This is a genomic window from Pseudomonas sp., assembly GCF_037994325.1.
GTDB lineage: Bacteria > Pseudomonadota > Gammaproteobacteria > Pseudomonadales > Pseudomonadaceae > Aquipseudomonas.
This window is the reverse complement of sequence record NZ_JBBNAH010000070.1, coordinates 1-23,094: the sequence shown is the minus strand read 5'-3', so window position 1 is coordinate 23,094 and position 23,094 is coordinate 1. Positions and strand designations below refer to the sequence as shown.

At 60.5% G+C, this 23,094-nt stretch carries 27 protein-coding genes; 11 read left to right on the top strand and 16 right to left on the bottom strand.

The window, feature by feature from the left end:
- From AAAB16_RS02350 to AAAB16_RS02325, 6 genes are all read right to left on the bottom strand, one after another.
- On the bottom strand, positions 1-236 hold a 236-nt coding region (locus AAAB16_RS02350), incomplete at its 3' end, for a heme biosynthesis HemY N-terminal domain-containing protein (protein WP_340661884.1).
- Positions 233-1,396, bottom strand: a complete 1,164-nt coding sequence (locus AAAB16_RS02345) for a uroporphyrinogen-III C-methyltransferase (RefSeq protein ID WP_340661883.1) — start codon at positions 1,394-1,396, stop codon at positions 233-235. The genes AAAB16_RS02350 and AAAB16_RS02345, both read right to left, overlap by 4 nt.
- 16 nt (positions 1,397-1,412) lie before the next feature.
- On the bottom strand, positions 1,413-2,186 hold the full coding sequence (locus AAAB16_RS02340) for a uroporphyrinogen-III synthase (RefSeq protein ID WP_340661882.1): 774 nt from the start codon (positions 2,184-2,186) through the stop codon (positions 1,413-1,415).
- Positions 2,183-3,124 (bottom strand): hydroxymethylbilane synthase, encoded by a 942-nt coding sequence (hemC, locus tag AAAB16_RS02335; RefSeq protein ID WP_340661881.1) that lies wholly within the window; start codon positions 3,122-3,124, stop codon positions 2,183-2,185. The genes AAAB16_RS02340 and hemC overlap by 4 nt, the downstream gene beginning before the upstream one ends.
- Positions 3,125-3,251: 127 nt before the next feature.
- Positions 3,252-3,998 carry a LytTR family DNA-binding domain-containing protein gene (locus tag AAAB16_RS02330; RefSeq protein WP_110615795.1) on the bottom strand — a complete coding sequence of 249 codons (747 nt, stop codon included), beginning with the start codon at positions 3,996-3,998 and terminating at the stop codon, positions 3,252-3,254.
- Complete coding sequence (locus AAAB16_RS02325; RefSeq protein ID WP_340661880.1) at positions 3,995-5,071, bottom strand: sensor histidine kinase; 1,077 nt, start codon at positions 5,069-5,071, stop codon at positions 3,995-3,997. Before AAAB16_RS02325 ends, AAAB16_RS02330 begins: the two co-directional genes overlap by 4 nt.
- A gap of 248 nt (positions 5,072-5,319) precedes the next feature.
- On the opposite strand from AAAB16_RS02325, the gene argH reads away from it, so the two are divergent.
- Positions 5,320-6,714 carry an argininosuccinate lyase gene (gene argH, locus AAAB16_RS02320; RefSeq protein WP_340661879.1) on the top strand — a complete coding sequence of 465 codons (1,395 nt, stop codon included), beginning with the start codon at positions 5,320-5,322 and terminating at the stop codon, positions 6,712-6,714.
- Between the two features lie 79 nt (positions 6,715-6,793).
- Here the strand turns inward: argH and AAAB16_RS02315 are convergent, their stop codons facing one another.
- A complete protein-coding gene (locus tag AAAB16_RS02315; protein ID WP_340661878.1) occupies positions 6,794-7,456 on the bottom strand; it encodes a glutathione S-transferase in 663 nt (220 codons plus the stop codon).
- A gap of 145 nt (positions 7,457-7,601) precedes the next feature.
- Here AAAB16_RS02315 and AAAB16_RS02310 point away from each other — a divergent pair, with 145 nt between their 5' ends.
- The 4 genes from AAAB16_RS02310 to AAAB16_RS02295 all read left to right on the top strand — a co-directional run bounded on the left by AAAB16_RS02310 (position 7,602) and on the right by AAAB16_RS02295 (position 12,126).
- Entirely contained in the window at positions 7,602-7,886 is a 285-nt protein-coding gene (locus AAAB16_RS02310; protein ID WP_340661877.1) for a hypothetical protein, read from the top strand.
- A gap of 106 nt (positions 7,887-7,992) precedes the next feature.
- Positions 7,993-8,772 (top strand): transporter substrate-binding domain-containing protein, encoded by a 780-nt coding sequence (locus tag AAAB16_RS02305; protein ID WP_340661876.1) that lies wholly within the window; start codon positions 7,993-7,995, stop codon positions 8,770-8,772.
- A gap of 87 nt (positions 8,773-8,859) precedes the next feature.
- Positions 8,860-9,105, top strand: a complete 246-nt coding sequence (locus AAAB16_RS02300) for a TIGR02647 family protein (RefSeq protein ID WP_110615801.1) — start codon at positions 8,860-8,862, stop codon at positions 9,103-9,105.
- Between the two features lie 168 nt (positions 9,106-9,273).
- The gene (locus AAAB16_RS02295) at positions 9,274-12,126 is read left to right on the top strand and encodes a class I adenylate cyclase (protein WP_340661875.1); all 2,853 of its coding nucleotides are present in this window, start codon (positions 9,274-9,276) and stop codon (positions 12,124-12,126) included.
- A 105-nt stretch (positions 12,127-12,231) separates the two neighbouring features.
- On the opposite strand, the gene AAAB16_RS02290 is transcribed toward AAAB16_RS02295, so the two are convergent.
- From AAAB16_RS02290 to AAAB16_RS02270, 5 genes are all read right to left on the bottom strand, one after another.
- Positions 12,232-13,032 carry a lipase family protein gene (locus tag AAAB16_RS02290; protein WP_340661874.1) on the bottom strand — a complete coding sequence of 267 codons (801 nt, stop codon included), beginning with the start codon at positions 13,030-13,032 and terminating at the stop codon, positions 12,232-12,234.
- Positions 13,033-13,084: 52 nt separating this feature from the next.
- Positions 13,085-13,489, bottom strand: a complete 405-nt coding sequence (gene rnk, locus AAAB16_RS02285) for a nucleoside diphosphate kinase regulator (protein WP_340661873.1) — start codon at positions 13,487-13,489, stop codon at positions 13,085-13,087.
- Between the two features lie 161 nt (positions 13,490-13,650).
- Entirely contained in the window at positions 13,651-13,824 is a 174-nt protein-coding gene (locus tag AAAB16_RS02280) for a DUF1289 domain-containing protein (protein WP_340661885.1), read from the bottom strand.
- Positions 13,825-13,867: 43 nt separating this feature from the next.
- Entirely contained in the window at positions 13,868-14,200 is a 333-nt protein-coding gene (cyaY, locus tag AAAB16_RS02275; protein ID WP_340661872.1) for an iron donor protein CyaY, read from the bottom strand.
- A gap of 54 nt (positions 14,201-14,254) precedes the next feature.
- A complete protein-coding gene (locus tag AAAB16_RS02270) occupies positions 14,255-15,301 on the bottom strand; it encodes an AraC family transcriptional regulator (RefSeq protein WP_340661871.1) in 1,047 nt (348 codons plus the stop codon).
- A 149-nt stretch (positions 15,302-15,450) separates the two neighbouring features.
- Here AAAB16_RS02270 and AAAB16_RS02265 point away from each other — a divergent pair, with 149 nt between their 5' ends.
- The 6 genes from AAAB16_RS02265 to AAAB16_RS02240 are packed head-to-tail and all read left to right on the top strand — an operon-like array spanning position 15,451 to position 20,004.
- Positions 15,451-15,576: a lipoprotein gene (locus AAAB16_RS02265; RefSeq protein WP_110615808.1), complete on the top strand. Its 126-nt coding sequence runs from the start codon at positions 15,451-15,453 to the stop codon at positions 15,574-15,576.
- A 9-nt stretch (positions 15,577-15,585) separates the two neighbouring features.
- Positions 15,586-16,833: a diaminopimelate decarboxylase gene (lysA, locus tag AAAB16_RS02260; RefSeq protein ID WP_340661870.1), complete on the top strand. Its 1,248-nt coding sequence runs from the start codon at positions 15,586-15,588 to the stop codon at positions 16,831-16,833.
- Positions 16,834-16,838: 5 nt separating this feature from the next.
- Positions 16,839-17,669, top strand: a complete 831-nt coding sequence (gene dapF, locus AAAB16_RS02255; RefSeq protein WP_340661869.1) for a diaminopimelate epimerase — start codon at positions 16,839-16,841, stop codon at positions 17,667-17,669.
- Positions 17,666-18,367, top strand: a complete 702-nt coding sequence (locus tag AAAB16_RS02250; protein WP_340661868.1) for a DUF484 family protein — start codon at positions 17,666-17,668, stop codon at positions 18,365-18,367. The genes dapF and AAAB16_RS02250 overlap by 4 nt, the downstream gene beginning before the upstream one ends.
- Before the next feature lie 48 nt (positions 18,368-18,415).
- The gene (xerC, locus tag AAAB16_RS02245) at positions 18,416-19,312 is read left to right on the top strand and encodes a tyrosine recombinase XerC (protein ID WP_340661867.1); all 897 of its coding nucleotides are present in this window, start codon (positions 18,416-18,418) and stop codon (positions 19,310-19,312) included.
- Complete coding sequence (locus AAAB16_RS02240; protein ID WP_340661866.1) at positions 19,309-20,004, top strand: HAD family hydrolase; 696 nt, start codon at positions 19,309-19,311, stop codon at positions 20,002-20,004. The genes xerC and AAAB16_RS02240 overlap by 4 nt, the downstream gene beginning before the upstream one ends.
- Before the next feature lie 220 nt (positions 20,005-20,224).
- On the opposite strand, the gene sutA is transcribed toward AAAB16_RS02240, so the two are convergent.
- The 4 genes from sutA to glnK form a co-directional block, all read right to left on the bottom strand.
- A complete protein-coding gene (sutA, locus tag AAAB16_RS02235) occupies positions 20,225-20,551 on the bottom strand; it encodes a transcriptional regulator SutA (RefSeq protein WP_110615814.1) in 327 nt (108 codons plus the stop codon).
- A 77-nt stretch (positions 20,552-20,628) separates the two neighbouring features.
- Positions 20,629-21,078 (bottom strand): secondary thiamine-phosphate synthase enzyme YjbQ, encoded by a 450-nt coding sequence (locus AAAB16_RS02230; protein WP_340661865.1) that lies wholly within the window; start codon positions 21,076-21,078, stop codon positions 20,629-20,631.
- Positions 21,079-21,287: 209 nt separating this feature from the next.
- Positions 21,288-22,607: an ammonium transporter gene (locus AAAB16_RS02225; RefSeq protein ID WP_110615816.1), complete on the bottom strand. Its 1,320-nt coding sequence runs from the start codon at positions 22,605-22,607 to the stop codon at positions 21,288-21,290.
- 35 nt (positions 22,608-22,642) lie between these two features.
- Positions 22,643-22,981, bottom strand: a complete 339-nt coding sequence (glnK, locus tag AAAB16_RS02220) for a P-II family nitrogen regulator (protein ID WP_003457590.1) — start codon at positions 22,979-22,981, stop codon at positions 22,643-22,645.
- Between the last annotated feature and the right edge of the window lie 113 nt (positions 22,982-23,094).

The window sequence follows — 23,094 nt, the reverse complement described above, 5'->3', positions numbered from 1 at the left end:
CGCCGCGACCACGGGTTAACCACGCCGCCGGACACAAACACCAGGCTCAGTACCAAACGCACCAAGTACACGGCCAGGCACACCACGGCAATCAGGCTGACCGCCGCCCACAGGCTCGACTCGTAGCGGAAGTTTTTATAGGCAACCAGCACATAGCCAGGATGCTCAACCACGGCCAAGCCGATCAAAACGGCCGTGGCGATCAGCAACAGAAGAATCAGCAGCACGCGTCTCATGGGCTGACTTCCTCCAGGTCATCGCCAGGCTGCTCACCCTGGGCTTTGTCTTCCTGGAATTGCTGCTGGCTGGCGTTCTGACGTTTCTGCACATAGGCACGCACAGCATCGGTGGCTGGCGTCAGATCGGGCAAAGCGACGGCAACCGGCTGGCTGCTGAGCTCAGTGATACGCGCCAGCAGCGCCTGGCTATCGGGGTTGTCCGGGTTGAAGTAGCTGTCCAGCACTTCGCGGGCCTGGGTCAGCGCTTGGCGATACACCTCGGGCTTGCCGTTCAAGGCGGCCCATTGCGCCTGCTCAAGCGCCAGGGTGAGGGCCAGCCGCACTTGGGTCAGGCTTTGCCCGGCGAGCAATGGCCGTACGTTCTGGTCAGCATTGAAGTCGATGCGGATATAGCGCGAGAGCTTTTCCAGCCACTCGGCCCACCAGCCTTGGCCATCGCCTTCGGCGGCAAAATTGAATTGCTCGCCCTTGCTGGTGAACTCCGGCACCAGGGTGCTGAGCTGGGCAGCTTGCTCGCGCATGGCGCCCAGTTGCAGGAACAGGCCGGTCCGGTCCAGCGCAGTAATGCCGCGCAGGCCCACCAGGGCTTTGGCCAGTTGCTCGCGGGCGGCGTAAGAGCCGGAGTCATCCTGGTCGCGCAAAATTTCGTCTGCGCCCTGCACCAGCACCGTGGCGCTGCCAACGTCTTGCAGGGCGGAAAGGCGCAGCGAGGCCAAGCGCAGCAGGTGCTCGGCTTCGGCCAAGCGCCACTCCTGGCGACTGGCGCCCAATACGCTTTCTACGCGCTCGCTGAGGTGCTGTTGATCGCCCTGCAACTGCGCCAGCAGACGGCGACGGGTTTCCAATTCTTGAGGGTCCGGCAACGCGGCGAGACGTTCAGTCAGGCCTTGCTCGCGCTGTGCCACCATCTGCGTCTGGCTGCGCGCTTGTTCAAGCTGCGCCAGCTGTTCCTGATCATGGCTTTGCAGCTGGCGTACTTGCCAGACGCTCCAGCCACCGACCGCCACACCGGCAGCACCGATCAGCAGCGCCAGCGCCGCCAAGCCGTTACCGCGCTTGCTCGCCACGGGCTCGACGCGCGGAGGCAGGGCGCCAGAGGAAGTAGGCGCCGTCAGCGCGGGTTGCGTGTCATCTTTCGGGGGGGTTGCTTGGCTCACGTATCCGTCCTGTGCATCAGAGGGCAGCCGGGGCATGTTCCCGCAAAGCTGCCAGCAACGCCGCGGCACTTGCACCACGACAGTCCACAACCGCAAGAGCTCCAGCGGCCGTTGCCAATTCGGCAACCCGCGGGCTCGGTACAAACAAGGGTAGCCGCGCCAATGTCGGCCAGTCTTGGCCGGCAAGGGCCAGCAGGTGTTCAAAACCCTGCCCACTGCTGACCACCAGACCATTCAAGCGTTCAGCGTAAACACGCGCGGGCAACGCTGCCAGCCCATAGTGCGGCAGGCGGCGGCGGTAGAGTTGCAGATAATCGACCGCCACACCTTGGCCGCGCAAGCAGTCGGCCAAGGCTTCGCGGCCACCCTCGCCACGCAAAATCAATACCCGAGGCGACGGGGTAGCAGCCAAGGCGTCTTGCAGTTCAGGCAGCGCGAGCAAGGCTTCGCTGTCATCGCCCTGAGGGGGAAAACTTACGCGCAGGCCGTGTTCGGCGAGGATATGCGCGGTGGCGGCGCCGACGCTAAACCAGGGCTGGTCTTTCGGCGGTTGCGGCCAGTAACGAGCCAACACCTGCAGGCCTAACCGCGCCGCCGGCTTGCTGACCACGATCACCGCGCAATAGCGCTGCAGCTCCAGCACCGTGGAACGCTGTTCGGCGGTTTCGGCGATAGGTTCAATTTCCAGCAACGGTAGGCTGCTGCTAAACACGCCCTGCTCAGCCAGGGTGGCGGACAGTGCCGCACACTCCTCGGCAGGACGGGTAAGCAGCAGTCGCCACCCTGTCACTCCGGTTTGGCCTCGCCATACACGGCTTGCAGAATGGCGGCCGCGCCTTGCTTAAGCAGGTCTTCGGCCACGCCTACACCCAGGGCAGTTGGGTCTTTGATCGAGCCGGTCGCTTCGGCACGCAGTAGCAGGCCACCATCGGGCTGGCCGACCAGGCCGCGCAGCCACAGGTTTTCCCCTTGCAGTTCGGCGTAGCAAGCAATCGGCACCTGGCAGCCGCCGTTAAGGTGCTTATTCAGGGCACGTTCGGCGATTACCCGCAGCGCCGTTTCGCGGTGATGCAGGGCGTCGAGCAGCACGTGGATATCGGCATCAGCGCTGCGGCATTCAATGCCCACCGCGCCTTGGCCACCGGCGGGCAAGCTGTCGATCACGCTGATGCTGGAGCGAATACGGTCGGCAAAACCCAAGCGAATCAACCCGGCGGCAGCGAGGATGATCGCGTCGTACTCGCCGGCATCCAACTTGGCCAGGCGGGTGTTGACGTTGCCACGCAAGAAGCGGATTTGCAGGTCCGGGCGGATCGCCAGCAATTGGGTCTGACGACGCAAGCTAGAGGTGCCCACGATGGCGCCTTGCGGCAGCGCCGCGAGACTTTCATAGATGTTGGAAACAAAGGCGTCGCGCGGGTCTTCACGTTCGCAGATGCAGTACAGGCCAAGGCCTTCGGGGAAGTCCATCGGCACATCTTTCATTGAGTGCACGGCGATGTCAGCTTCGTTTTCCAGCAACGCGGTCTCGAGCTCTTTGACGAACAGCCCCTTGCCGCCGATTTTCGACAGCGGCGAGTCGAGCAGCTTGTCGCCGCGACTGACCATGGGCACCAGGCTGACGACGATGCCAGGGTGAGCTGCCTCTAAAGCGGCTTTAACGAACTCAGCCTGCCAGAGGGCCAGGGCACTTTTACGGGTGGCGATGCGGATTTCGCGGGCGGACATAACGGCTCTCGAACGGAATTAACCCGCGCATAGTAAGGCAGCCGCGCGGGTGGTGCACCCGCCGACCCGCGACCGGCTGCCGCAGCAGTTGCTGCGGCACGGGCGCCAGCCATTCCGGCAGAGGTCGTTAGAGGTTGTTCATCAGCTTGCGCACACCGGCCACATGCCGACGGCTGACGATCAGGGCATCGCCATTCAAGCCCTTGAGGTAAAGCTGGAAATGCCCCAGCGGTGTGCGCTGCAAGCGTTCGATACGCTCGCGGGCCACCAGGGCATTACGGTGAATACGCACAAAGCGATCGCCAAATTCGTCTTCCAGCGCTTTGAGCGGCTCATCCAGCAACACTTCACCGCCCTCATGACGCAGGGTCACGTATTTGTGGTCGGCAATAAAGTAGATGACTTGGTCCAGCGGAATCAGCTCGATACCTTTACGGGTTCGGGCACTGATATGGGTGCGCGGGCCGTTGCCGGTTTCAGCTGCCGGGCGAGTCAGCGCAACCAGTTGAACGCGATTGGGCCGCTCAGCTTTTTTCAGCGCTTCGATCAGGCTTTCCGGGCGCACGGGCTTAACCAGATAACCCACGGCGCTGACCTGAAACGCATCAATGGCAAACTCATCGTGCGCGGTGCAAAAGATCACCGCAGGCGGCGCTTCGCGTTCGCAGAGTTTGGCGGCGACCTGCAAGCCGTCCAAACCCGGCATGCGGATGTCGAGCAACACCACGTCGGGTTTAAGACTATCGATCAGGGTCAACGCCTCTTCGCCATTGCTGGCACTGGGCTCCAACACTCGGTAACCATCGAGCTCGCCGACCATACGGCTGAGGCGCTCGCGGGCTAGGGGTTCATCGTCGACGATCAGGACATTCATATTGCTCGGGCTTCCTGCGTGAGTCTCGCACAAGGATAGCGTAGACAGGTGAAGTGGCGCCCGTCACGGCGATCCACGCTGAGACTCGCGCGAGGGCCAAAAAGTGCCGCAAGACGCGCATCTATATTCACCAACGCTTGCTGTGTACCACGAGAGGGTTTGTGCTCACTGCCCTCCTCATAGGGGTTGCTGACGGTCAGCTGAAACACCCCGTTTGTGTAATCTGCTTCTATGCGTACCACGCCCCCTTCGATGCGCGGCTGAATACCGTAGATCAAAGCGTTCTCCAACAATGGCTGCAAGGTCAGCTGCGGAATAGGCAGGTCGGGCGGAACATCGTCGACCTGCCATTCCAACTGTAGACGTTCGCCAAGGCGATATTGTTCGATTGAAAGATAGCGCTTGCTCAGCTCCAACTCTTCGCTCCATGGCACCAGGCTGCCGGGCTTGGCCAGGCTGGCGCGAAACAGGTCGGATAAATCCAATACCGCCTGCTCAGCTTTATACGGGTCGATCACCACCAGGCTGGCAATGCTGTTCAGGCTATTGAACAGAAAGTGCGGGCGGATGCGCGCTTGCAACGACTCGATACGCGCTTTCAATTCCGCCTGTTGCTGACGACGCCACTGACTCTGCAGATAGAAGTAGCGTAGCAGCAGCGCCGACATGATCAGACTTATCAATGCATGACGCAGATAAAGATTCACCTCGCCGGTGCGCGGCAACGGGCCGCCCAAGTCGTAATAGTCAGCAACCGCCGTGCAACTAAGGGTCAGCCCGACCACCAGCAGGCAACAGAGTAGCCCGGCCAGCGCCGCGGGCAAGCGCGCCAGCAGCGGCCGTAACTGGCACATCATCCCGGCCGACAGCAGCACAATCCACTGTACAAAAAGCGAGGTCAGGGCCAGACGAATCCAGTTGAAGCCAGGCTGCATGGGCTCGGCCAGCACCAGCACCAGCACCAATAATTCAGCCAGCAGCACCAGGACCAGCAAGGCTTCGGGCAGGCACAGCTCAGGCAGAAAGAATTCGCCGGGCGTGGGTTTTTTCGGTTTTAGCCAGTTAATAAGCATCGGCACAGTTTCCGGGGCGGCATGCACGGCAGCAAGCGGGCTGACGCTGCTCGGACTAAATAAAGCAGCAAATGGCCATCTCGTAGCTAAAACTGTGATCGGTCCTACATTGCCACTGTCCGCGCTCGGCGCCAGACACAACAACGCGTCACGGCGATTTTGCCCGCTACCCTGTTATCATCCGCACAATTTTCCACGCTGGCCGCCCGCGGTGGCCTGCCCGTTTTGCGCACAGCCGAGCCATTGCCATGAGCACCGAAAAGACCAACCAATCCTGGGGCGGCCGCTTCAGCGAACCTGTCGACGCCTTTGTTGCCCGCTTCACCGCCTCGGTCAATTTCGACCAGCGCCTGTACCGCCACGACATCATGGGCTCCATCGCCCACGCCACCATGCTGGCCAAAGTCGGCGTACTCACCGGCGAAGAGCGCGATGCCATCGAAAACGGCTTGAAGCAGATTCAAAGCGAAATCGAAGCCGGCACCTTCGAGTGGCGTGTGGATTTGGAAGATGTGCATATGAACATCGAGGCGCGTCTGACCGACCGCATCGGCGTCACCGGCAAAAAACTGCACACCGGCCGCTCGCGCAACGACCAAGTGGCCACCGATATCCGCCTGTGGCTGCGCGACGAAATCGACCTGATCCTCAGCGAAATCACTCGCCTGCAACAGGGCTTGTTGGAACAGGCCGAGCGTGAAGCCGGCACCATCATGCCGGGCTTTACCCACCTGCAAACGGCGCAGCCGGTGACCTTCGGCCATCACCTGTTGGCCTGGTTTGAAATGCTCTCGCGCGACTACGAGCGCCTGGTGGACTGCCGCAAACGCACTAACCGTATGCCGTTGGGCTCGGCGGCGCTGGCCGGCACCACCTACCCGATTCAGCGTGAAGTCACCGCCGAACTGTTGGGCTTTGATGCCGTGGGTGGCAACTCGCTGGACGGCGTATCGGATCGCGACTTCGCCATTGAATTCTGCGCCGCGGCCTCGTTGGCAATGATGCACCTGTCGCGCTTCTCCGAAGAGCTGGTGCTGTGGACCAGCGCGCAATTCCAATTTATCGATCTGCCCGACCGCTTCTGCACCGGCAGCTCGATCATGCCGCAAAAGAAAAACCCCGACGTACCGGAGCTGGTGCGCGGCAAATCCGGTCGCGTGTTCGGCGCACTGATGGGTCTGCTGACCCTGATGAAGGGTCAACCGCTGGCCTACAACAAAGACAATCAGGAAGACAAAGAGCCGTTGTTCGACGCCGCCGACACCCTGCGCGACAGCTTGCGTGCGTTCGCCGATATGGTGCCGGCCATCAAACCGAAAACCGCGATCATGCGCGAAGCGGCGCTGCGTGGTTTTTCCACCGCCACCGACCTGGCTGACTACCTGGTACGCAAAGGCTTGCCCTTCCGCGACTGCCACGAGATTGTTGGCCATGCGGTGAAATACGGCGTGGAAACCGGCAAAGACCTGGCCGAAATGAGCCTGGAAGAGCTGCGCAAATTCAGTGACCAGATTGATCAGGACGTGTTTGCCGTGTTGACCCTGGAAGGCTCGGTGAATGCCCGCGACCATATCGGCGGCACAGCACCCAGCCAAGTTCGCGCCGCAGTGGTGCGCGGCAAAGCGCTATTGGCCAGCCGCTAACGCCGTTGATCCCGTAAGGTGTGTTGTGCGCAGCAGGGGGCACAAGGTATGCCCTGGTGCGCACAGCACACCCTACGGTTTACTTCTTGGCACCCCTGGCCATCGCCAAGAACTGCTCCATTTCGGCGTCCTTGTCCGCCGCTACTTTCTGCACATTCGGATTTTGGTTGAGCAACTTGAACAACGCTGCTGCCTGCGGAAAATCAGCCAGCACGTCCGTGGCAAATAGCTTGCCCATCACCACGCAGGCCAAGTCCAGGCTGTAGAGAAAATACAGATCCGCCAGGCTTAACGTTTCACCGGCCAGGTACGGGGCAAACTTGCCGTGCCGCTTGAGGGCCGCTATGCCCAGCTGCAGGTCTTCTTTGCTCTTGGCTTTGATCGCCTCGTCGACCTTGCCGCCAAAGAACGCCTCCAGGTAACAGGCTCGCGCCGGCAGCTCGATATACAGCTCAATCTCGCGCATCAGTGAGCGCACATAGGCCCGCGCCTTTGGATCGCTAGGGAGCAGTTTTTTGCCACTCCCGGTTTCTTCCACGTATTCGAGAATGGCGCTGGTTTCGTTGATATAGCCCTGTTCGGTTTGCAGCACCGGCACTTTGCCGCGTGGACTGATGGCGAGAAAGTCTTCGCGCTGACCGCCGTGCACATCGACAGCCTCGAAGGCAATGCCCTTCTCCAGCAGCGCCAGTTTGACCATGTTGTAGTAGTTGCTAACCGAAAAACCGTGCAGTTTAAGCATGACAATCTCCGTTCCTGGTGGAGTGGGCGTTGCACCTTATAAACCGCCGCGCGGCCGGCGCCCAGCCGTATCAACCCCATGAATGCGTACGCCATACCCCGCCGACCGTGGCACACTGCGGCCTTGTTTCCTTGAGGAGCTCAGCATGAGCGAACACGATGAAAGCGAAGAAGCCTTCGCCGAAGCAACCCTGACCCAGGCAATCGAAAACCAGATCGAAACCGATAACCCACCTGCCGCCAAGGCCGCGTACAACAAGCTGACGCTGGTGGGTTACCCGCGCGAAGAGATTTTGCAGCTGATGGCCTTGGTGTTGGCCCATGAAATTGACGCCATGCTTGAGGACGACCGGCCGTTCGACACCGCGTGGTACGAGCAGGCGCTGCGCGCACTGCCCGACTTGCCCGCTGGTTACGACGAAGCCGAGTAACACCTACACAGCGCTTGCCTTGACTCAGCTCAGCAGATTAGCCTCAGCGTCATAGCACCATGCCGCGAACCGCCCATGCCTGGGCGGCCTCTGTGAGCCAGTACCGATGACCCATCGTGTCTATTTCAGCAGTTGGACGACCCTGTGCGCGGCAGTGCTGATTGCCGCCCTGGGCGCGTTTCGTGTTCAAGCCGAAGCCATTCAGATTGGCGCTGAAGATGATTGGTACCCCTACACCGCCCTACGTGACGGCCAGATTCAGGGCATGTCGGTGGATATCGTCAAAGCCGCGTTTGCCGCCACCGGCACCGACGTCGAGCTGGAGTCCTTTCCTTATTCGCGCTGCATGCAACTGGCCCTGCGCGGGCAAATCGTCGCCTGCTTCAACACCTCGCCCAACCCGAAAATTGCCGAAGACTACCGCCTGCCCAAACACCCGCTGTTCAGCGAGTCGATTTTGTTATGGGCGCGCAACGAAAACGCCAAACCGCTAAACAGCCTTGAGCAACTGGTGGGCAAAACCGTGGCGGTGACCAACGGCTATGAATATGGCGCCGACTTCGACAACGACACGCGCTTGAGTCGAATTTTGGTGCGCAAAGACCTCAACGGCTTTTTGATGCTGCAGCGCGCACGGGTCGACTATATGGTGGCGTTTCGCGGCACGGCCTTGCAGCTGTTTGAGGAACACCCGGAGCTGCGCGGACAATTTATCCCCGTTCTGACCGTGCACCGCCCGGATCTTTATCTATCCTTTTCCCGTCACCACCCCAAAGCTGAAGCGTTGCTGGAACGCTTTGATCAGGGCATGCGCTTGATCGAGAGCGACGGGCGCTACCAACAAATCATCGACACCTGGAGGGACAAACAAAACGCCGCCCAATAAAGGCCGCCAAGCAACAGATAAACCCCCTGCCCGCTAATTGGGGTTTCACCTTTCTTACACGATGGCCTACAAGAATCTGGAGCAACTATGTCATTTACCCCCGAATTGATTGCTGAGCTGGAAATTCTTGCCCTGTACAACCTCTCCAACACCAAGGAAGGCCTCAAGGTTCACCATATCGCCTCGCCCACGGCTATCGCCGCCACCCAGCGCCTGCACGACAAAGGCCTGGTGACCTTGCCAGACGGCGGCTACCTGACCAGCCTGGGTCTGGACGCCGCCCAACATGCACAAGACTTGCTGACCATTCTCGCTGTGGAAGAAGCGGCGTAATTCGTAGCCACCGCAACAGGGCAAGAGCAGCCACGGCTGAGGCGCTATCACCTCTTCCGGCTGTTTTTGCCTGGCCTCTCAAGTCGCCTTTTATCTGGACGATATCTACCTCTGCCACCCGCGTTTCGCGGCTGTTAATCTAGCCGCACCAATCGGCATGAGTTAGCTATGACGCGCACCCAGGAAATTCGTCCCGACATCGACGATGGTATCGACCGCAAGGTTCTGGCACAGCTGCGCGCACGTTTTCTCAAGGTTAATAGCGGCCGTCTGGACCGCGCTATGCAAGGTCTATCGACGCGCCAGCAACTGGTGCTCAAGCTGCTGCCGCTACTCTTCCATGTAAACCACCCGCTACTGCCAGGCTACGTCTCGGGCATGACCCCTGCGGGCCTGTCCGGCTACGAGCCAGATGACGAACTGCTGAGCGAAGCCCAGCGCTTGACGCGCTCGTTTGTGTACAAGCCGCGGCGCGGCAATCCAGTGTTGCCGATTCATGGTCTGTTTTTGATGGGCAGCCTCGGTACGGTGGCGCAGGCCGAGCAAAGTGATATGGACGTGTGGGTCTGCCACGCGCCAGACCTCAGCGCTCAGGACGTGCAAGAGCTGACTAAAAAATGCGCGCTGATCGAAGCCTGGGCAGCAACCCAGGGCGCCGAAGTACATTTCTTTCTGATCGACCCGGCGCGCTTCACCGTCGGCGATCGTGAAGCACAACTGACCTCCGACGATTGCGGCACCACCCAGCACTACCTGCTGCTGGACGAGTTCTACCGCACCGCCATCTGGCTGGCCGGGCGCACGCCGCTGTGGTGGCTGGTGCCGGTGTATGAAGAAAAACGCTACGCCGAATACACCCATCAGTTGCTTAGCAAACGTTTTATCCGCGCCGATGAAGTGCTCGACCTTGGCCATTTGGCCAGCATTCCGCCCGGCGAATTTATTGGCGCAGGCATGTGGCAGCTGTTCAAGGGCATTGAGTCGCCGTACAAGTCGGCACTCAAGCTGTTGCTCACCGAGGTCTACGCCAGCGAACACCCCAACGTGGAATGCTTGAGCCTGCGGTTTAAGCAGGCGGTGTTCAGTAACCAACTCGACCTTGATGAGCTCGACCCCTATGTGGTCGTGTACCGCCGTCTGGAGGAGTACCTCAGCGGCCGTGGCGAAACCGAGCGCCTGGAGCTGATTCGCCGCTGCCTGTACCTCAAGGTCAACAAGAAAATCAGCAACCCACCACGCAACCGCCGCAAGAGCTGGCAACGCCTGTTGCTGGAAAAGCTCACGGCTGGCTGGGGCTGGCAGCACCGACAACTGGCCATGCTCGACAGCCGCAGCCAATGGAAGGTGCGCCAGGTCAGTGCCGAGCGCCGCGTACTGGTGAACGAGCTGACTTACAGCTACCGCTTTCTGTCCCAATTCGCCCGCACCCAGCAGGTTGCCAGTTCACTGAACAGCCGTGACCTCGGCGTGTTGGGCCGACGCCTGTATGCAGCCTTCGAGCGCAAAGCCGGCAAGATCGAATTTATCAACCCGGGCATCGCCCCGGACCTGGCCGAAGACAACCTGACCTTGGTGTTTAACGCCAACACCGATGGCAAAGACGACAGCCAGTGGGGCCTGTACAACGGCAATATCAATGGCCAGGAATGGCGTGATTTCGCTCCGCTAAAACGCGCCCGCGAGCTGATCGAGTTATTGGCCTGGTGTCACCGTAACGGCGTAATCGATAGCAGCACCCGCATCGCCCTGCACCCCGGCGAAAGCGACCTCACCGACTTTGAGCTGTCCAACCTGCTTGGCAGCTTGCAACAGGCGGTGCCATTACCGATGCCGGCAGTCAGCGAAGACGCCCTGTTGCACAGCAGCGCACCTAGCGAGGTGCTGTTGCTGGTTAACGTCGGCATTGACCCGCTCAAGCAGCACAGCCAGTTGAATGTGCACATGACCACGGGCCGTACCGACTCCCTGGGCTATTCCGGCGTGCGCGAAAACCTGGTGCTGACGTTGGATCAAGTCAGCCTCAACAGTTGGAACGAACTGTCGGTCAGCCGCTATGACGGCCCCACGGCGCTGCTCGACTGCCTGCGCGATTTCCTCAACAGCCTGCCCGCAGGCGGCAAGTTGCCGGCCCTGAAAGTGCGCTGCTTTTGCCGTAACCGCGCGCAGGCAATTGCCGAGCGGGTTGAGGAGCTGTTCCGCGACATTCTTTCGCACTTTGTCGGCGAACGCGGCCAGCGCTATCTGGTGCAAATCCAACAGCAGTATCACGTGCTGCGACTGACCCCCGGTCATGTCGACCATGTGGCGCTGAACAACCTGCCGGCACTGCTGGAGGAGCTGGGCGGCGAACTCAATAGCTACAGCCCGCTGCACTTGGATCGCCATGCGCTGGAAGGCGAAGACCTGGCGCTGATCCTGCCCCTTGGCCGCCCCAACTGCATCCAGGTGTTCTACCGTGTGCACGAAGACGTTGCCGAGCTCACCGTGCTGGACGAACACAACGCCCTGTGGCGGCAACGCCAGCCCTATCGCGACGAACAAAGTTTGCTGACGCCGCTGCAACGTTTTTTTCAGTCGGTGTTTTACCGGCGCAACGCGCAACTGCCGCTGGACGCTGACCCGGCGCTCACCGAAACCCTGGAAATTCTCTACTACGAAGTGCTGCCGCCAGCGCCCTCGCGCGCGCATTTTTTAGAACGCCGAGCGCCGCCACAGACTGCGGTCAGCCATCCGTTCTATGACGTGCAGGCGATTGTTGAACCGGCGGAACAAGGCCGCGTGCACGTCACCCTGTTTTGTAACCACCGCGAGTTTTCCGAACTGGAATACGGCAACGAGCTATTCAGCGCGGTGGCCCGCCATATCCTCTCGCAACGCAGCGGCCATGAACGCTACCCCTGCTATATCACCGACCTGGATCTGTCGCGGGTGCTGGGCGAGGGACAGACGCAGACCATTCATTACCTGCGCTACAAAACACGCTTGGAAGCGGCGCTGAATAGCGCCCTGCAGCGCGCCTGATATTTCGCGCCATGGTTGCCGCCTACGTGAGAGTGACGGAGTGGGATCAAGTAACTCGTCATCCCCGCGCAGGCGCGGACACAGGTGCCAAGACCCCAAGACCAATCAACTACTCATCGGCGCCTCTGGGTTATTCAGGGCGTACAGGTAGCAGCTCGCCAAACTATGGTCCGCCGCCACGCTGGCATAGCTGGCGGTAAAGGTCACCGCCGTCCCCAGGTGTTGGTACAGCCAGATATCGCTGACCCCTGGCGGTACTTCCGGGACCAGATCACTGTCATTCACCACCCGATAGGTCGGCACGCCCAGCCCGTTGTAATAACGGGCAAACGCCGGCGAAGCCAGGCGCGGACTGGCGAAGTTGTAGTGTTGCAAACTCAGCCCCGGCCAGCGCTCGCGCATATCCAGCACGGCCAGGCTGGACAAACTGCTGCCCAGGCTATGCCCGCATACCCACAACGGGCCAGTCGGGCGCAAATCGTCTACCGCTTGCAACGCCAGGTCACGCAGGGACGTGTAGAGCTTGAGAAAACCGTCATGCACCAGGCCAGCATCGTTTTGCCAGGGGTAGCTGCGCTGTTTCAACTCCAGATCATCCAGCCAGTCTTGCGCCGTGTCGGTGCCACGAAAGACTAGATACACCGCGCCCTGCGGGTCACGCGCGGCAAAGCCGAAGGGCTCGGATTCGTTGAGAAAATGCAGCTCGCTCAGCACGCTCCACACCGGAGCGGAAAATTGCCAGCCGTCCATAACGGGCAACTGCCAGGTGAAGTCCTGCGGCTTACGCGGTTTTTTCTGGGTTACCCACTGGTCGTACTGCGCATACGCAGCGTTAACCAGCTGCGCCAGCAGCAGCGCCTGGGGCAAAGAAAATGCGGAGGGAAAATACATCGGTAAGCTGGGCATAGCGGCCTCCTTGCCAAAGCAGTTGAGCCGCTACTGTAAAAGCACCCGCCAATTAATGGCTATAGGCACCGGCCGCTTCTGGCTGGTATTCGACTGCCAACAGTGTCAGCTGGATCAGCTTGCCGGCCGGCGTTGGCCAGTCGATATGTTGGCCAACGGAAAGGCCCAGCAACGCACTGCCCACTGGCGCGAGCACAGACACGGTGCCCTCGCCGCCGGCTTCGTTGGGGTAAACCAGGGTCAGGTGATATTCCTTGCCGCTGCCCTCTTCACGGCAGAACACCCGCGAGTTCATCGTCACCACACCGGCCGGCACTTCGTCATGGCCAACCACTGTGGCGCGCGCCAGCTCGGCCTCCAGGGCTTGAGCGGCAGGGCCGAATTCATCAAGGCTTTCCAGCACACGTTCTAAACGCTGCAGGTCCAGACGGGTAATGGTGATCGATGGAGCGGTCATAACGCGGTACTCACAATCAGCAGGCATGCTGCTACCAACAATGGCGCAAGGCAGCAGACCCTAGGCGGTAATAAAGAAAAACCCCGGCACAAGCCGGGGTTTTTTAACGGCCTCGTGTACTCGAGGCTGGGGTGACCGTAGCACAAGATATGACTGTTAGGTCAAGACTGGCGAAAGGGGGAAGGTTTTACCCGTGCCTGAGCCAATTCGATAATTTGCCGCCGACGCGGGCTGTCGGCGGCTTTCCATTCGCGGATCTCGGCCAACAGGCGGCCGCAGCCTACACAGATATCGTCGTCATCCAGGCAGCATTCGCGCCGGCAGGGCGACAGCACAACGTCATCTGCCGGCGACGTGAGTGGTTGGAAAATCTGCGGTTCAGAGCTCATCAAACTCGATAGCCTCTTCTGCTTGCTCCAAGGTGATGCGCGCGAGCATTTCGCCGAGCAGTTCATCGCTGGTGTCGCAGATCCAGCGTTCGCTGGCGCTGTCGTAGTCAAAATGGAAACCACCGGATTTTGCCGCCACCCACAGTTGGCGAATCGGCACCTGGCGGCTGAGGATCAGCTGCGAGCCGTTGGCAAAGCGCACAGTGAGAATGCCGGCGGAATTCTCCAGATCGAGGTCCAGGCCACTGTCATCGAAAATGTCTTCTACCGATTCCTGGGTGGCATCCACCAGGTCGTGAAAACGCGCTTCGGTCAAACTCATAACGGGCACCTCAGGCAAAAATAGGGCAACGTCGTAGTGCGTTGCTTTAAAGGATCAATCGACGTTAGCCACCAGGGTGCGTCGGTATTCGGCCGGGCTTTGCCCGGTCCAGCGGCGAAACGCCCGGGCCAGGGAGCCGGCCTCGCTAAAGCCAACAAAAAAGGCGATATCGGCCAGTTCCAGGGTGGGGTCGCGCAGGTACTGCAGCACCAGTTGCTGACGGGTTTCGTCGACAAGCTGGCTGAATGATAACCCGGTCTCGCGCAGTCGGCGCTGCAAGGTGCGCGGGCTCAGGGCTAAAACGTGCGCCAAACGCTCCAGATCGGGCCCCTCGTCAGCCAGTTGCCTGGCCAGCTCCAGGCGCGCGCGGTCGAGCACTTGCTGGCCTTGACGCAGCTCGCTGAGCAGACGGTCGGCATAACCGTCGAGCATTTGCCGCACTTGCGCATCAGCCTGACCAAGCGGTGCTTGCAGCAGACGTTTGGGGAAAATCAGCGCGTTGTCAGCTTGCGAAAACAGCACCGGGCAGCGAAAGATCCGTTGGTACTCGCGGGTATCTGCAGGCGCCGGATGCTGGAAGCGCACCTCGGTGGGGGGAACATCCAGGCCGCTGATCCAGTGGCCAAAGGTGGCCCAGCCAGCCAGGGTTTCTTCGCTCAGGTGCCGTTGATGTTGGGGCAACAGCGGTTGCCAGCTGTGGGCAACCTGCGGCTCGAGGCCAGGGCGAGCAGGTTCGTCGGCCAGATCGACATGGCCCAAGCTACCCACCAAGGTGGCGTAGCGCGCCTGACGGTGCAGGGCATCGCCCAGGGTAGCGCAACTCATCAACAGATAACCGAGCACCCCGTAGTAACCCGGGCGCACCGCTTCACCGATATGCAGGCCGAAAAACTCGTCGCCGGTTAGCGCCACGCCACGGGCCATCAACTCCAGATACACCGAGGCGGCGACACGTTGGTCGCGCTGCGCCAGTAGCGCCGGGCCCAGCTGAACCTCGGCGAGCAAGGCGTCGGTCGCGATGCCTTGACGCTGCAGATAGTCCAGCAGCCCCTGCAAATAGGCGGCTGAAACCGAACCGGCAAGGGGTGTAGGTGTATCCATCAGCGTTCCTGATTGAGCAGCTCAAGCGCCTTAAGGCTAGCGCCAACGCCGCCCGACGGCAGCCCTTGGTTCATCGGGCCCGCGCATAGGCAAGGCGCCGGGGGGTCGGTATACTCCGGCGCAATCACTGCTTTTACAAGGAATCCGCCATGAAGCGGCTACTGACTGCCCTTATCGCGCTCGTCGCCATTTCGTCTCTGCTCAGCGGCTGTGGCCAAAAAGGCCCGCTGTACCTGCCAGGCGAAGACCAACCTTCTGCTGAACACACCCATTAAGGAGGCGGTATGCACGCCTTCAATTACCGCACAGGCGAACTGTTTGCGGAGGGTGTGGCGTTGTCCGCCATTGCCGAGCGTTTTGGTACTCCCACCTACGTGTACTCGCGGGCGCATATCAGTGCGCAATTCAATGCCTACGCCGATGCCTTGCATGGCGTACCGCACCTGGTCTGCTACGCAGTAAAAGCCAACTCCAACCTGGCCGTGCTGAACCTGCTGGCCCGCTTGGGCGCAGGCTTTGACATCGTGTCCTCCGGCGAGCTTGAGCGTGTGCTAGCCGCTGGCGGCGAACCGGGCAAAATCGTTTTTTCCGGCGTCGGCAAAAGCCGTGACGATATGCGCCGCGCCCTGGAAGTAGGCGTGCACTGCTTTAACGTCGAGTCCACCGACGAGCTGGAGCGCCTGCAAGAAGTTGCTGCCGAGCAAGACACCGTGGCACCGATTTCCCTGCGGGTGAACCCGGATGTTGACGCTGGCACCCACCCGTACATTTCCACCGGCCTGAAAGAAAACAAATTCGGCATCGCCATTGCCGATGCTGAAGCGGTGTACGCCCGCGCCGATGCACTGCCTAACCTGAAGGTGCTGGGTGTGGACTGCCATATTGGTTCGCAACTGACCAGCCTGCCGCCGTTCCTCGACGCCCTCGACCGTCTGCTGGCGCTGATCGACCGCCTCGCGGCGCGTGGCATTCACCTCGAACACCTCGACCTCGGTGGCGGTGTGGGCGTGCGTTACAAAGACGAAACGCCGCCGCTGGTGAGCGATTACATCCAAGCCGTGCGTGAGCGCACCGCCGGCCGCGATTTGAAGCTGGTCTTCGAGCCGGGCCGCTATATCGTCGCCAATGGCGGCGTGCTGCTGACCCAGGTTGAATACCTCAAGCACACCGAACACAAAGACTTCGCCATCGTCGATGCGGCCATGAACGATTTGATCCGCCCGGCCCTGTACCAGGCCTGGATGGATGTGATTCCCGTGCAACCACGCGAAGGTTCGGCACGCGCTTACGACATCGTTGGGCCGATCTGCGAAACCGGCGACTTCCTGGCCAAAGGCCGCGAGTTGGCGCTGGAAGAAGGTGATTTGCTGGCGGTGTGCTCGGCGGGCGCCTATGGTTTTGCCATGAGCTCCAACTACAACACCCGTGGCCGCTGCGCCGAAGTGCTGGTGGACGGCGAACAGGCTTACGAAGTGCGTCGCCGCGAGACCGTGCAAGAACTCTATGCTGGCGAAAGCCTGCTGCCGGAGTAACGGTCATGCTGCTGCGATTCACCAAAATGCACGGCCTGGGCAACGACTTTATGGTCCTTGACCTGGTCAGCCAACACGCCCATATCCAGCCCAAACACGCCAAGCAATGGGGCGACCGCCACACCGGCATTGGTTTCGACCAACTGCTGCTGGTGGAGCCGCCAAGCAATCCGGACGTGGATTTTCGCTACCGCATCTTCAATGCCGACGGTTCGGAAGTGGAACAATGCGGCAACGGCGCGCGCTGCTTTGCCCGCTTTGTGCTGGACAAGCGCCTGACCATGAAACGGCAGATTCGCGTGGAAACCTCCGGCGGCATCATGGAGCTGGATATCCGCGCCGACGGCCAGATCAGCGTGAATATGGGCGCACCGATTCTGGAGCCCGCGCGTATTCCGTTTCAGGCCGACAGCCAGGCGCTGAGCTACGCCGTCGATGTGGAAGGCACTCAGGTGCAGTTAGCGGCGGTATCCATGGGCAACCCCCATGGCGTGCTGCGCGTCGACAACATCGACAGCGCGCCCGTGCATACGCTGGGCCCTAAGCTGGAACACCACCCGCGCTTCCCTAATCGGGCCAACATTGGCTTTATTGAAGTCATCGACCGCCACCACGCCAAACTGCGTGTGTGGGAACGCAGCGCCGGGGAAACCCAGGCCTGCGGCAGTGGCGCGTGCGCCGCAGCGGTAGCGGCCATCAGCCAGGGCTGGATGGACTCACCGTTGCAACTCGAACTGCTCGGCGGCCGCCTGTTCCTTGAATGGGCAGGCCCTGGGCACCCCGTAATGATGACCGGGCCAGCCGTCCGGGTTTATGAAGGGCAGGTTCGCCTATGACCGACAAGCAGCAAGACCCGAGCACAACCCTCGACGCGGAAGCGGTCGCCGCTTATTTGCGCGCCCATCCCGAGTTTTTCGTTGACCACGACGAGCTGATTCCCGAGCTGCGCATTCCGCACCAGCGTGGTGAGTCGGTGTCGTTGGTGGAGCGTCAGGTCAAGCTGCTGCGTGAGCGCAATATCGAAATGCGCCACCGCCTTTCGCAACTGATGGATGTCGCCCGCGACAACGATCGGTTATTCGATAAAACCCGCCGTTTGGTGCTCGACTTGCTCGATGCCGGCACCTTGGAAGAAGTGGTCAGCGCGGTGGAAGACAGCCTGCGCCATGAGTTCCAAGTACCCTTTGTCAGCCTCACCTTGTTTAGCGAAACGCCAACAGCAGTAGGTCGCTCAGTCAGCTTTGCCGAGGCCCATCAAGCCATCGGTGGCCTGTTGGCCGACGGCAAAACCATCTGCGGCGTACTACGCAGCCACGAGTTGGCGTTCCTGTTTGGTGAAGAAGAGCGCGACAGCGTGGGTTCAGCCGCCGTGGTCGCACTTAGTCATCAAGGCCTGCATGGCGTGCTGGCGATTGGCAGCCCAGACCCGCAGCACTACAAAAGCTCGCTCGGTACCTTATTCCTCGGCTATATCGCCGAAGTTCTCGCCCGCGTGCTGCCGCGCTTCGCCACGCCGCTGCGCTCGGTACGCTAACCCGCCAGAGCGCCAACCCATGGTTGCCGCCCGCAGGAGCAAGGCTTGATGCAAGGCGCCCTGGATGCCTACCTGCAACACCTGCGCAGCGAGCGGCAAATGTCGCCGCACACCCTTGACGCTTATCGCCGCGACCTGCTGAAGCTCGTTGAGCTGTGCGAAAAACAAGGCATCGCCTCCTGGGCAAAACTCGACGTGCGCAATATGCGCAGTTTCGTTGCGCGCCTGCACCAGCAAGGGCTGTCGGCGCGGAGCCTGGCGCGCCTGCTGTCAGCCACCCGCGGCCTCTATAGCTACCTGATTGGCGAAGGGCTGTGTCAGCACGATCCAGCCACCGGCATCGCCCCGCCCAAACGTGAACGGCGCCTGCCGCGCACGCTGGATGCCGACCGCACCTTGCAGCTTCTCGACGGCGGTGTGGAAGAGGATTTTATCGGGTTGCGAGATCAGGCCATGCTGGAGCTTTTCTATTCCTCCGGGCTGCGCTTGTCCGAACTCGCGTGGCTCAACCTGCAGCAACTTGACCTGGCCGCCGGCTTGGTGGAAGTGTTCGGCAAGGGCAGCAAAACACGGGTGTTACCGGTGGGCCGCAAAGCGCGTGAAGCACTGGAAAATTGGCTGCCCCAGCGGGCACTGGCCAACCCGCCGGACGATGCCGTGTTTGTCACCGCCAAAGGTCGGCGCCTCGGCCCACGCGCTATTCAGCTGCGCGTTGGCCAGGCCGGCGTGCGCGAGCTAGGCCAACACCTGCACCCGCATATGCTGCGCCACTCATTCGCCAGCCATATGCTCGAGTCCTCACAAGACTTGCGCGCCGTGCAAGAGCTGCTCGGCCACGCCGACATCGCCACCACGCAGATCTACACCCACCTGGACTTCCAACACCTGGCAACGGTGTACGACGGCGCCCACCCGCGGGCCAAACGCAAAAGCAGTGAGCCATGAGCATTCAACTGATCACCTTCGACCTCGACGACACCCTATGGGACAACCTGCCCGTTATCACCGGCGCCGAGGCCGCCATGCGCAGCTGGCTAAGCGAACATGCGCCGCTGTTGGGCGCGCTGCCGGTAGAGCATTTATGGGCGATCCGCACCCAGGTGCTGGCCGCCGAACCAACGCTGCGTTACCGCCTCAGCGAGCTGCGCAAGCGCACGCTGTTTCAAGCGATGGAGGGCGTCGGCTACAGCGCCGAGGAGTCCACACGCATGGCCGAGCAAGCCTTCCACGCCATGCTTGATGCGCGTCATCGCATCACCTTCTTTGACGACACTGTACCGACTCTGGAGCGCCTGACCGAGCGCTACACCCTGGGGGTCATCACCAACGGCAATGCCGATGTGCGTCGCCTTGGGCTGGCGGATTACTTTCGCTTCGCCCTGTGTGCCGAAGACCTCGGCGTCGGCAAACCCGACCCGCTGCCCTTCCTCACCGCACTGCAGCACGCCGGCGTTGAAGCCCACGCCGGCGTGCATGTCGGCGACCATCCCGCCGACGATATTCGCGGCGCACAAAACGCCGGTATGCGCGCCATCTGGTTTAACCCGCAAGGGAAAAGCTGGGAAGGTGAAGGCCAGCCGGATGCGGAGATTCGCGCGTTGGCCGAGTTGCCGGGGGTTTTGGAGCAATGGTCGTAGGGGTGCCGACCGCCTTTGATCTGTGCGATTTCAGCCGCGCCACAAATCGAGATCGAGCGAGCTAGAGCGAGGCAAGGCGAAACGTCTTTTTGAATGCTCATTGGCTACCGCCCACTGCGCTTCAAAAAGACGTTTCAACGCAACATCGCCGACGCGCAGCCGATCGCTAAGTTGCCCATAAAAAAACCCGCAGATGCGGGTTTTTTTATGCAACTAACACCTAGATAGGGCGGCTGCCGTACTTGCTATCGGGCTTCTTGGGCGGATCAGCAACCACATTGGGCTCCACTTCCTGCACCTTGCCACCACGGGAGAGAAACTCCTGCATGGCACGCTCCAGAGCATCACGCTCTTTCTGCTTGGCTTCGACGCTCGGCAGCTCGTCGATATCGACCGCGGCCTTGGCTTTCTTGCCAGCCTTTACCGGGACATCGCTGTCACTGTCTTCACTGTCATCAGCCACACCATCGTCAGCAGCCGCCAGCTCTTCGCCGTCGTCTTCTGCACCACCTTCGAGTTCGTCTTGTTCCAGGTCTTCGTCGCTCATGTTTAACCTCATGACTTGCGAAAAGCAGGTTAGTTATAGCCCAGCAATGCCCGCTGTCGCGCATTGCCAGAAAAAATTCAAAGAGCCTCGCCCTGCAAGGTTGCGAGTACTCGTCGAGGGCCACCGTGATCGCGGTGCTCTCCGAGGTAAATCCCTTGCCAGGTGCCCGTTGCCAATTGTCCGTCCCGGATCGGAATCGTCAGTTGGCAGCCCAGCAAACTGGCTTTGAAGTGCGCCGGCAAATCATCCGGGCCTTCGTCATTGTGTTCGTAACCACCGGCTCCCCTATCGGCAAAATCATTTGCGTCTTGAGGCACCAGACGATTGAAGAAACGCTCGAAGTCGCGTCGCACAGCCGGGTCGGCATTCTCGTTTATCGTCAGTGAAGCCGAGGTGTGCAACAGCCACAGATGTAACAGACCCAAACGATAGCTACGCAGTTCAGGCAATTTGCCAAGCACTTCATCTGTCACCAAATGAAAGCCTCGGGGCCTGGCCTGCAAGCTAAATTCGCGTTGCTGCCACATATGCATCTCCGCTGTTTCGGCGCGCATTCTAGCGCGCTGCCAGAAAAAGCAAAGAGCGCAGGCTAGAGGGTTTGAGTTTATTTCAGCGATCTTTGTTTTCAAGCCGTGGAGGCCTCGACAAAGGTCGTAAATTCACGCTAGCGCAAAATGCAAAATGCCCGGCAAAAGCCGGGCATTTTTTAAGCGAGTTGCAACCAGATAAGGAGACCTTACAGGTTGTAGCCGCGCTCGTTGTGTTGCGCGAGGTCCAGACCCACAGTCTCTTCCTCTTCGCTGACACGCAGGCCAATCACCAGGTCCAGGACTTTGAGAATCACGAAGGTGACGATCGCGGTGTAGACAACGGTGAAGCCGACGCCTTTGATCTGAGTGACCACTTGCGCGCCGATGTCAGTCACGGTGCCGAAGCCACCCAGAGCAGGCGCTGCGAAAACGCCGGTCAGGATCGCGCCGACGATACCGCCAATGCCGTGTACGCCAAAGGCGTCCAGGGAATCGTCGTAGCCCAGTTTGCGTTTCAGGGTAGTGGCGCAGAAGAAGCAGATGACACCAGCAGCCAGACCGATTACCAGAGCGCCCATTGGGCCAACGGTACCAGCGGCTGGGGTGATGCCCACCAGGCCTGCAACGACACCCGACGCGATGCCCAGGGCACTTGGCTTACCGTGGGTGATCCACTCAGCGAACATCCAGCCCAGTGCAGCGGCGGCGGTAGCGATTTGAGTGACCAGCATGGCCATACCGGCAGTGCCGTTGGAGGCCACAGCGGAACCGGCGTTGAAGCCGAACCAGCCTACCCACAGCATGGCTGCGCCGACCAGGGTGTAGCCCAGGTTGTGCGGAGCCATCGGGGTGGTTGGGTAGCCTTTGCGCTTGCCCAGCACGATGCAGGCAACCAGACCAGCAACACCGGCGTTGATGTGCACCACGGTGCCGCCAGCAAAGTCCAGTACGCCCCAGTCCCACATCAGACCACCGTTACCGCTCCATACCATGTGAGCGATCGGGGCGTAGACGAGGGTGAACCACACCGCCATGAAGATCAGCATCGCGGAGAACTTCATACGTTCTGCGAATGCACCGACGATCAGAGCCGGGGTGATGATGGCGAAGGTCATTTGGAAGGTGATGAACACCGCTTCCGGTACCGCGTACGTCAGGCTAGCTGGCGTTACACCGGCGAGGAATGCCTTGGACAGGCCACCAACAAAGGAATTGAAGTTAACAACGCCCTGCTCCATGCCCGTCACGTCGAACGTCATGCTGTAGCCGTAAACGACCCACAGAATGCTGATCAAGCCAGTGATGGCGAAGCACTGCATCATTACTGAAAGAATGTTTTTCGAGCGAACCATGCCGCCGTAGAACAGCGCGAGGCCGGGGATGGTCATAAACAGCACCAGCGCGGTGGCCGTGAGCATCCACGCCGTATCACCGCTATTTAGCACTACCTCGTCAGCAGCCATGGCTAAGCCTGGTGTAACGAGGGACAAAAGGGCTCCTAGCCCTGCGAGCTTACGCAGAGTCATATTGTTTTCTCCTGGGGCGTTGGGTTCGGCGGCTTTTAGATTGCGTCGGTGCCGGTTTCACCGGTACGGATGCGAATTGCCTGTTCCAGATTGACCACGAAGATCTTGCCGTCACCGATCTTGCCGGTGTTGGCCGCCTTGGTGATGGCTTCGATAACGCGGTCCAGCTGATCATCAGCAATGGCTACGTCAATCTTTACCTTGGGCAGGAAGTCGACCACGTATTCGGCGCCGCGATACAACTCGGTATGGCCCTTCTGACGACCGAAGCCTTTGACTTCAGTGACAGTGATGCCCTGCACGCCGATCTCCGATAGCGACTCGCGCACATCGTCCAGCTTGAACGGTTTGATGATGGCAGTTACTAACTTCATGAAACTCTCTCCCGTATTGGTGGACTTGCCCCAGGAAAAACGAACCCGGCTCAAGTCTAAGCGCAGTGTCTGGCTTTGTAACGCATCGAACGTCCTCAGGGAGGGCTCTCGAC

Coding starts and splice junctions, on each gene's coding strand:
- sutA (WP_110615814.1), bottom strand. CDS start 20,551: ATGAGCGACGAAGACCTGGAACAAGACGAACTCGAAGGTGGTGCAGAA.
- argH (WP_340661879.1), top strand. CDS start 5,320: ATGAGCACCGAAAAGACCAACCAATCCTGGGGCGGCCGCTTCAGCGAA.
- AAAB16_RS02295 (WP_340661875.1), top strand. CDS start 9,274: ATGACGCGCACCCAGGAAATTCGTCCCGACATCGACGATGGTATCGAC.
- AAAB16_RS02225 (WP_110615816.1), bottom strand. CDS start 22,607: ATGACTCTGCGTAAGCTCGCAGGGCTAGGAGCCCTTTTGTCCCTCGTT.
- dapF (WP_340661869.1), top strand. CDS start 16,839: ATGCTGCTGCGATTCACCAAAATGCACGGCCTGGGCAACGACTTTATG.
- glnK (WP_003457590.1), bottom strand. CDS start 22,981: ATGAAGTTAGTAACTGCCATCATCAAACCGTTCAAGCTGGACGATGTG.
- AAAB16_RS02230 (WP_340661865.1), bottom strand. CDS start 21,078: ATGTGGCAGCAACGCGAATTTAGCTTGCAGGCCAGGCCCCGAGGCTTT.
- AAAB16_RS02290 (WP_340661874.1), bottom strand. CDS start 13,032: ATGCCCAGCTTACCGATGTATTTTCCCTCCGCATTTTCTTTGCCCCAG.
- AAAB16_RS02315 (WP_340661878.1), bottom strand. CDS start 7,456: ATGCTTAAACTGCACGGTTTTTCGGTTAGCAACTACTACAACATGGTC.
- hemC (WP_340661881.1), bottom strand. CDS start 3,124: ATGTCCGCCCGCGAAATCCGCATCGCCACCCGTAAAAGTGCCCTGGCC.
- AAAB16_RS02330 (WP_110615795.1), bottom strand. CDS start 3,998: ATGAATGTCCTGATCGTCGACGATGAACCCCTAGCCCGCGAGCGCCTC.
- AAAB16_RS02250 (WP_340661868.1), top strand. CDS start 17,666: ATGACCGACAAGCAGCAAGACCCGAGCACAACCCTCGACGCGGAAGCG.
- rnk (WP_340661873.1), bottom strand. CDS start 13,489: ATGACCGCTCCATCGATCACCATTACCCGTCTGGACCTGCAGCGTTTA.
- xerC (WP_340661867.1), top strand. CDS start 18,416: ATGCAAGGCGCCCTGGATGCCTACCTGCAACACCTGCGCAGCGAGCGG.
- AAAB16_RS02265 (WP_110615808.1), top strand. CDS start 15,451: ATGAAGCGGCTACTGACTGCCCTTATCGCGCTCGTCGCCATTTCGTCT.
- AAAB16_RS02300 (WP_110615801.1), top strand. CDS start 8,860: ATGTCATTTACCCCCGAATTGATTGCTGAGCTGGAAATTCTTGCCCTG.
- AAAB16_RS02240 (WP_340661866.1), top strand. CDS start 19,309: ATGAGCATTCAACTGATCACCTTCGACCTCGACGACACCCTATGGGAC.
- lysA (WP_340661870.1), top strand. CDS start 15,586: ATGCACGCCTTCAATTACCGCACAGGCGAACTGTTTGCGGAGGGTGTG.
- AAAB16_RS02270 (WP_340661871.1), bottom strand. CDS start 15,301: ATGGATACACCTACACCCCTTGCCGGTTCGGTTTCAGCCGCCTATTTG.
- AAAB16_RS02310 (WP_340661877.1), top strand. CDS start 7,602: ATGAGCGAACACGATGAAAGCGAAGAAGCCTTCGCCGAAGCAACCCTG.
- cyaY (WP_340661872.1), bottom strand. CDS start 14,200: ATGAGTTTGACCGAAGCGCGTTTTCACGACCTGGTGGATGCCACCCAG.
- AAAB16_RS02305 (WP_340661876.1), top strand. CDS start 7,993: ATGACCCATCGTGTCTATTTCAGCAGTTGGACGACCCTGTGCGCGGCA.
- AAAB16_RS02325 (WP_340661880.1), bottom strand. CDS start 5,071: ATGCTTATTAACTGGCTAAAACCGAAAAAACCCACGCCCGGCGAATTC.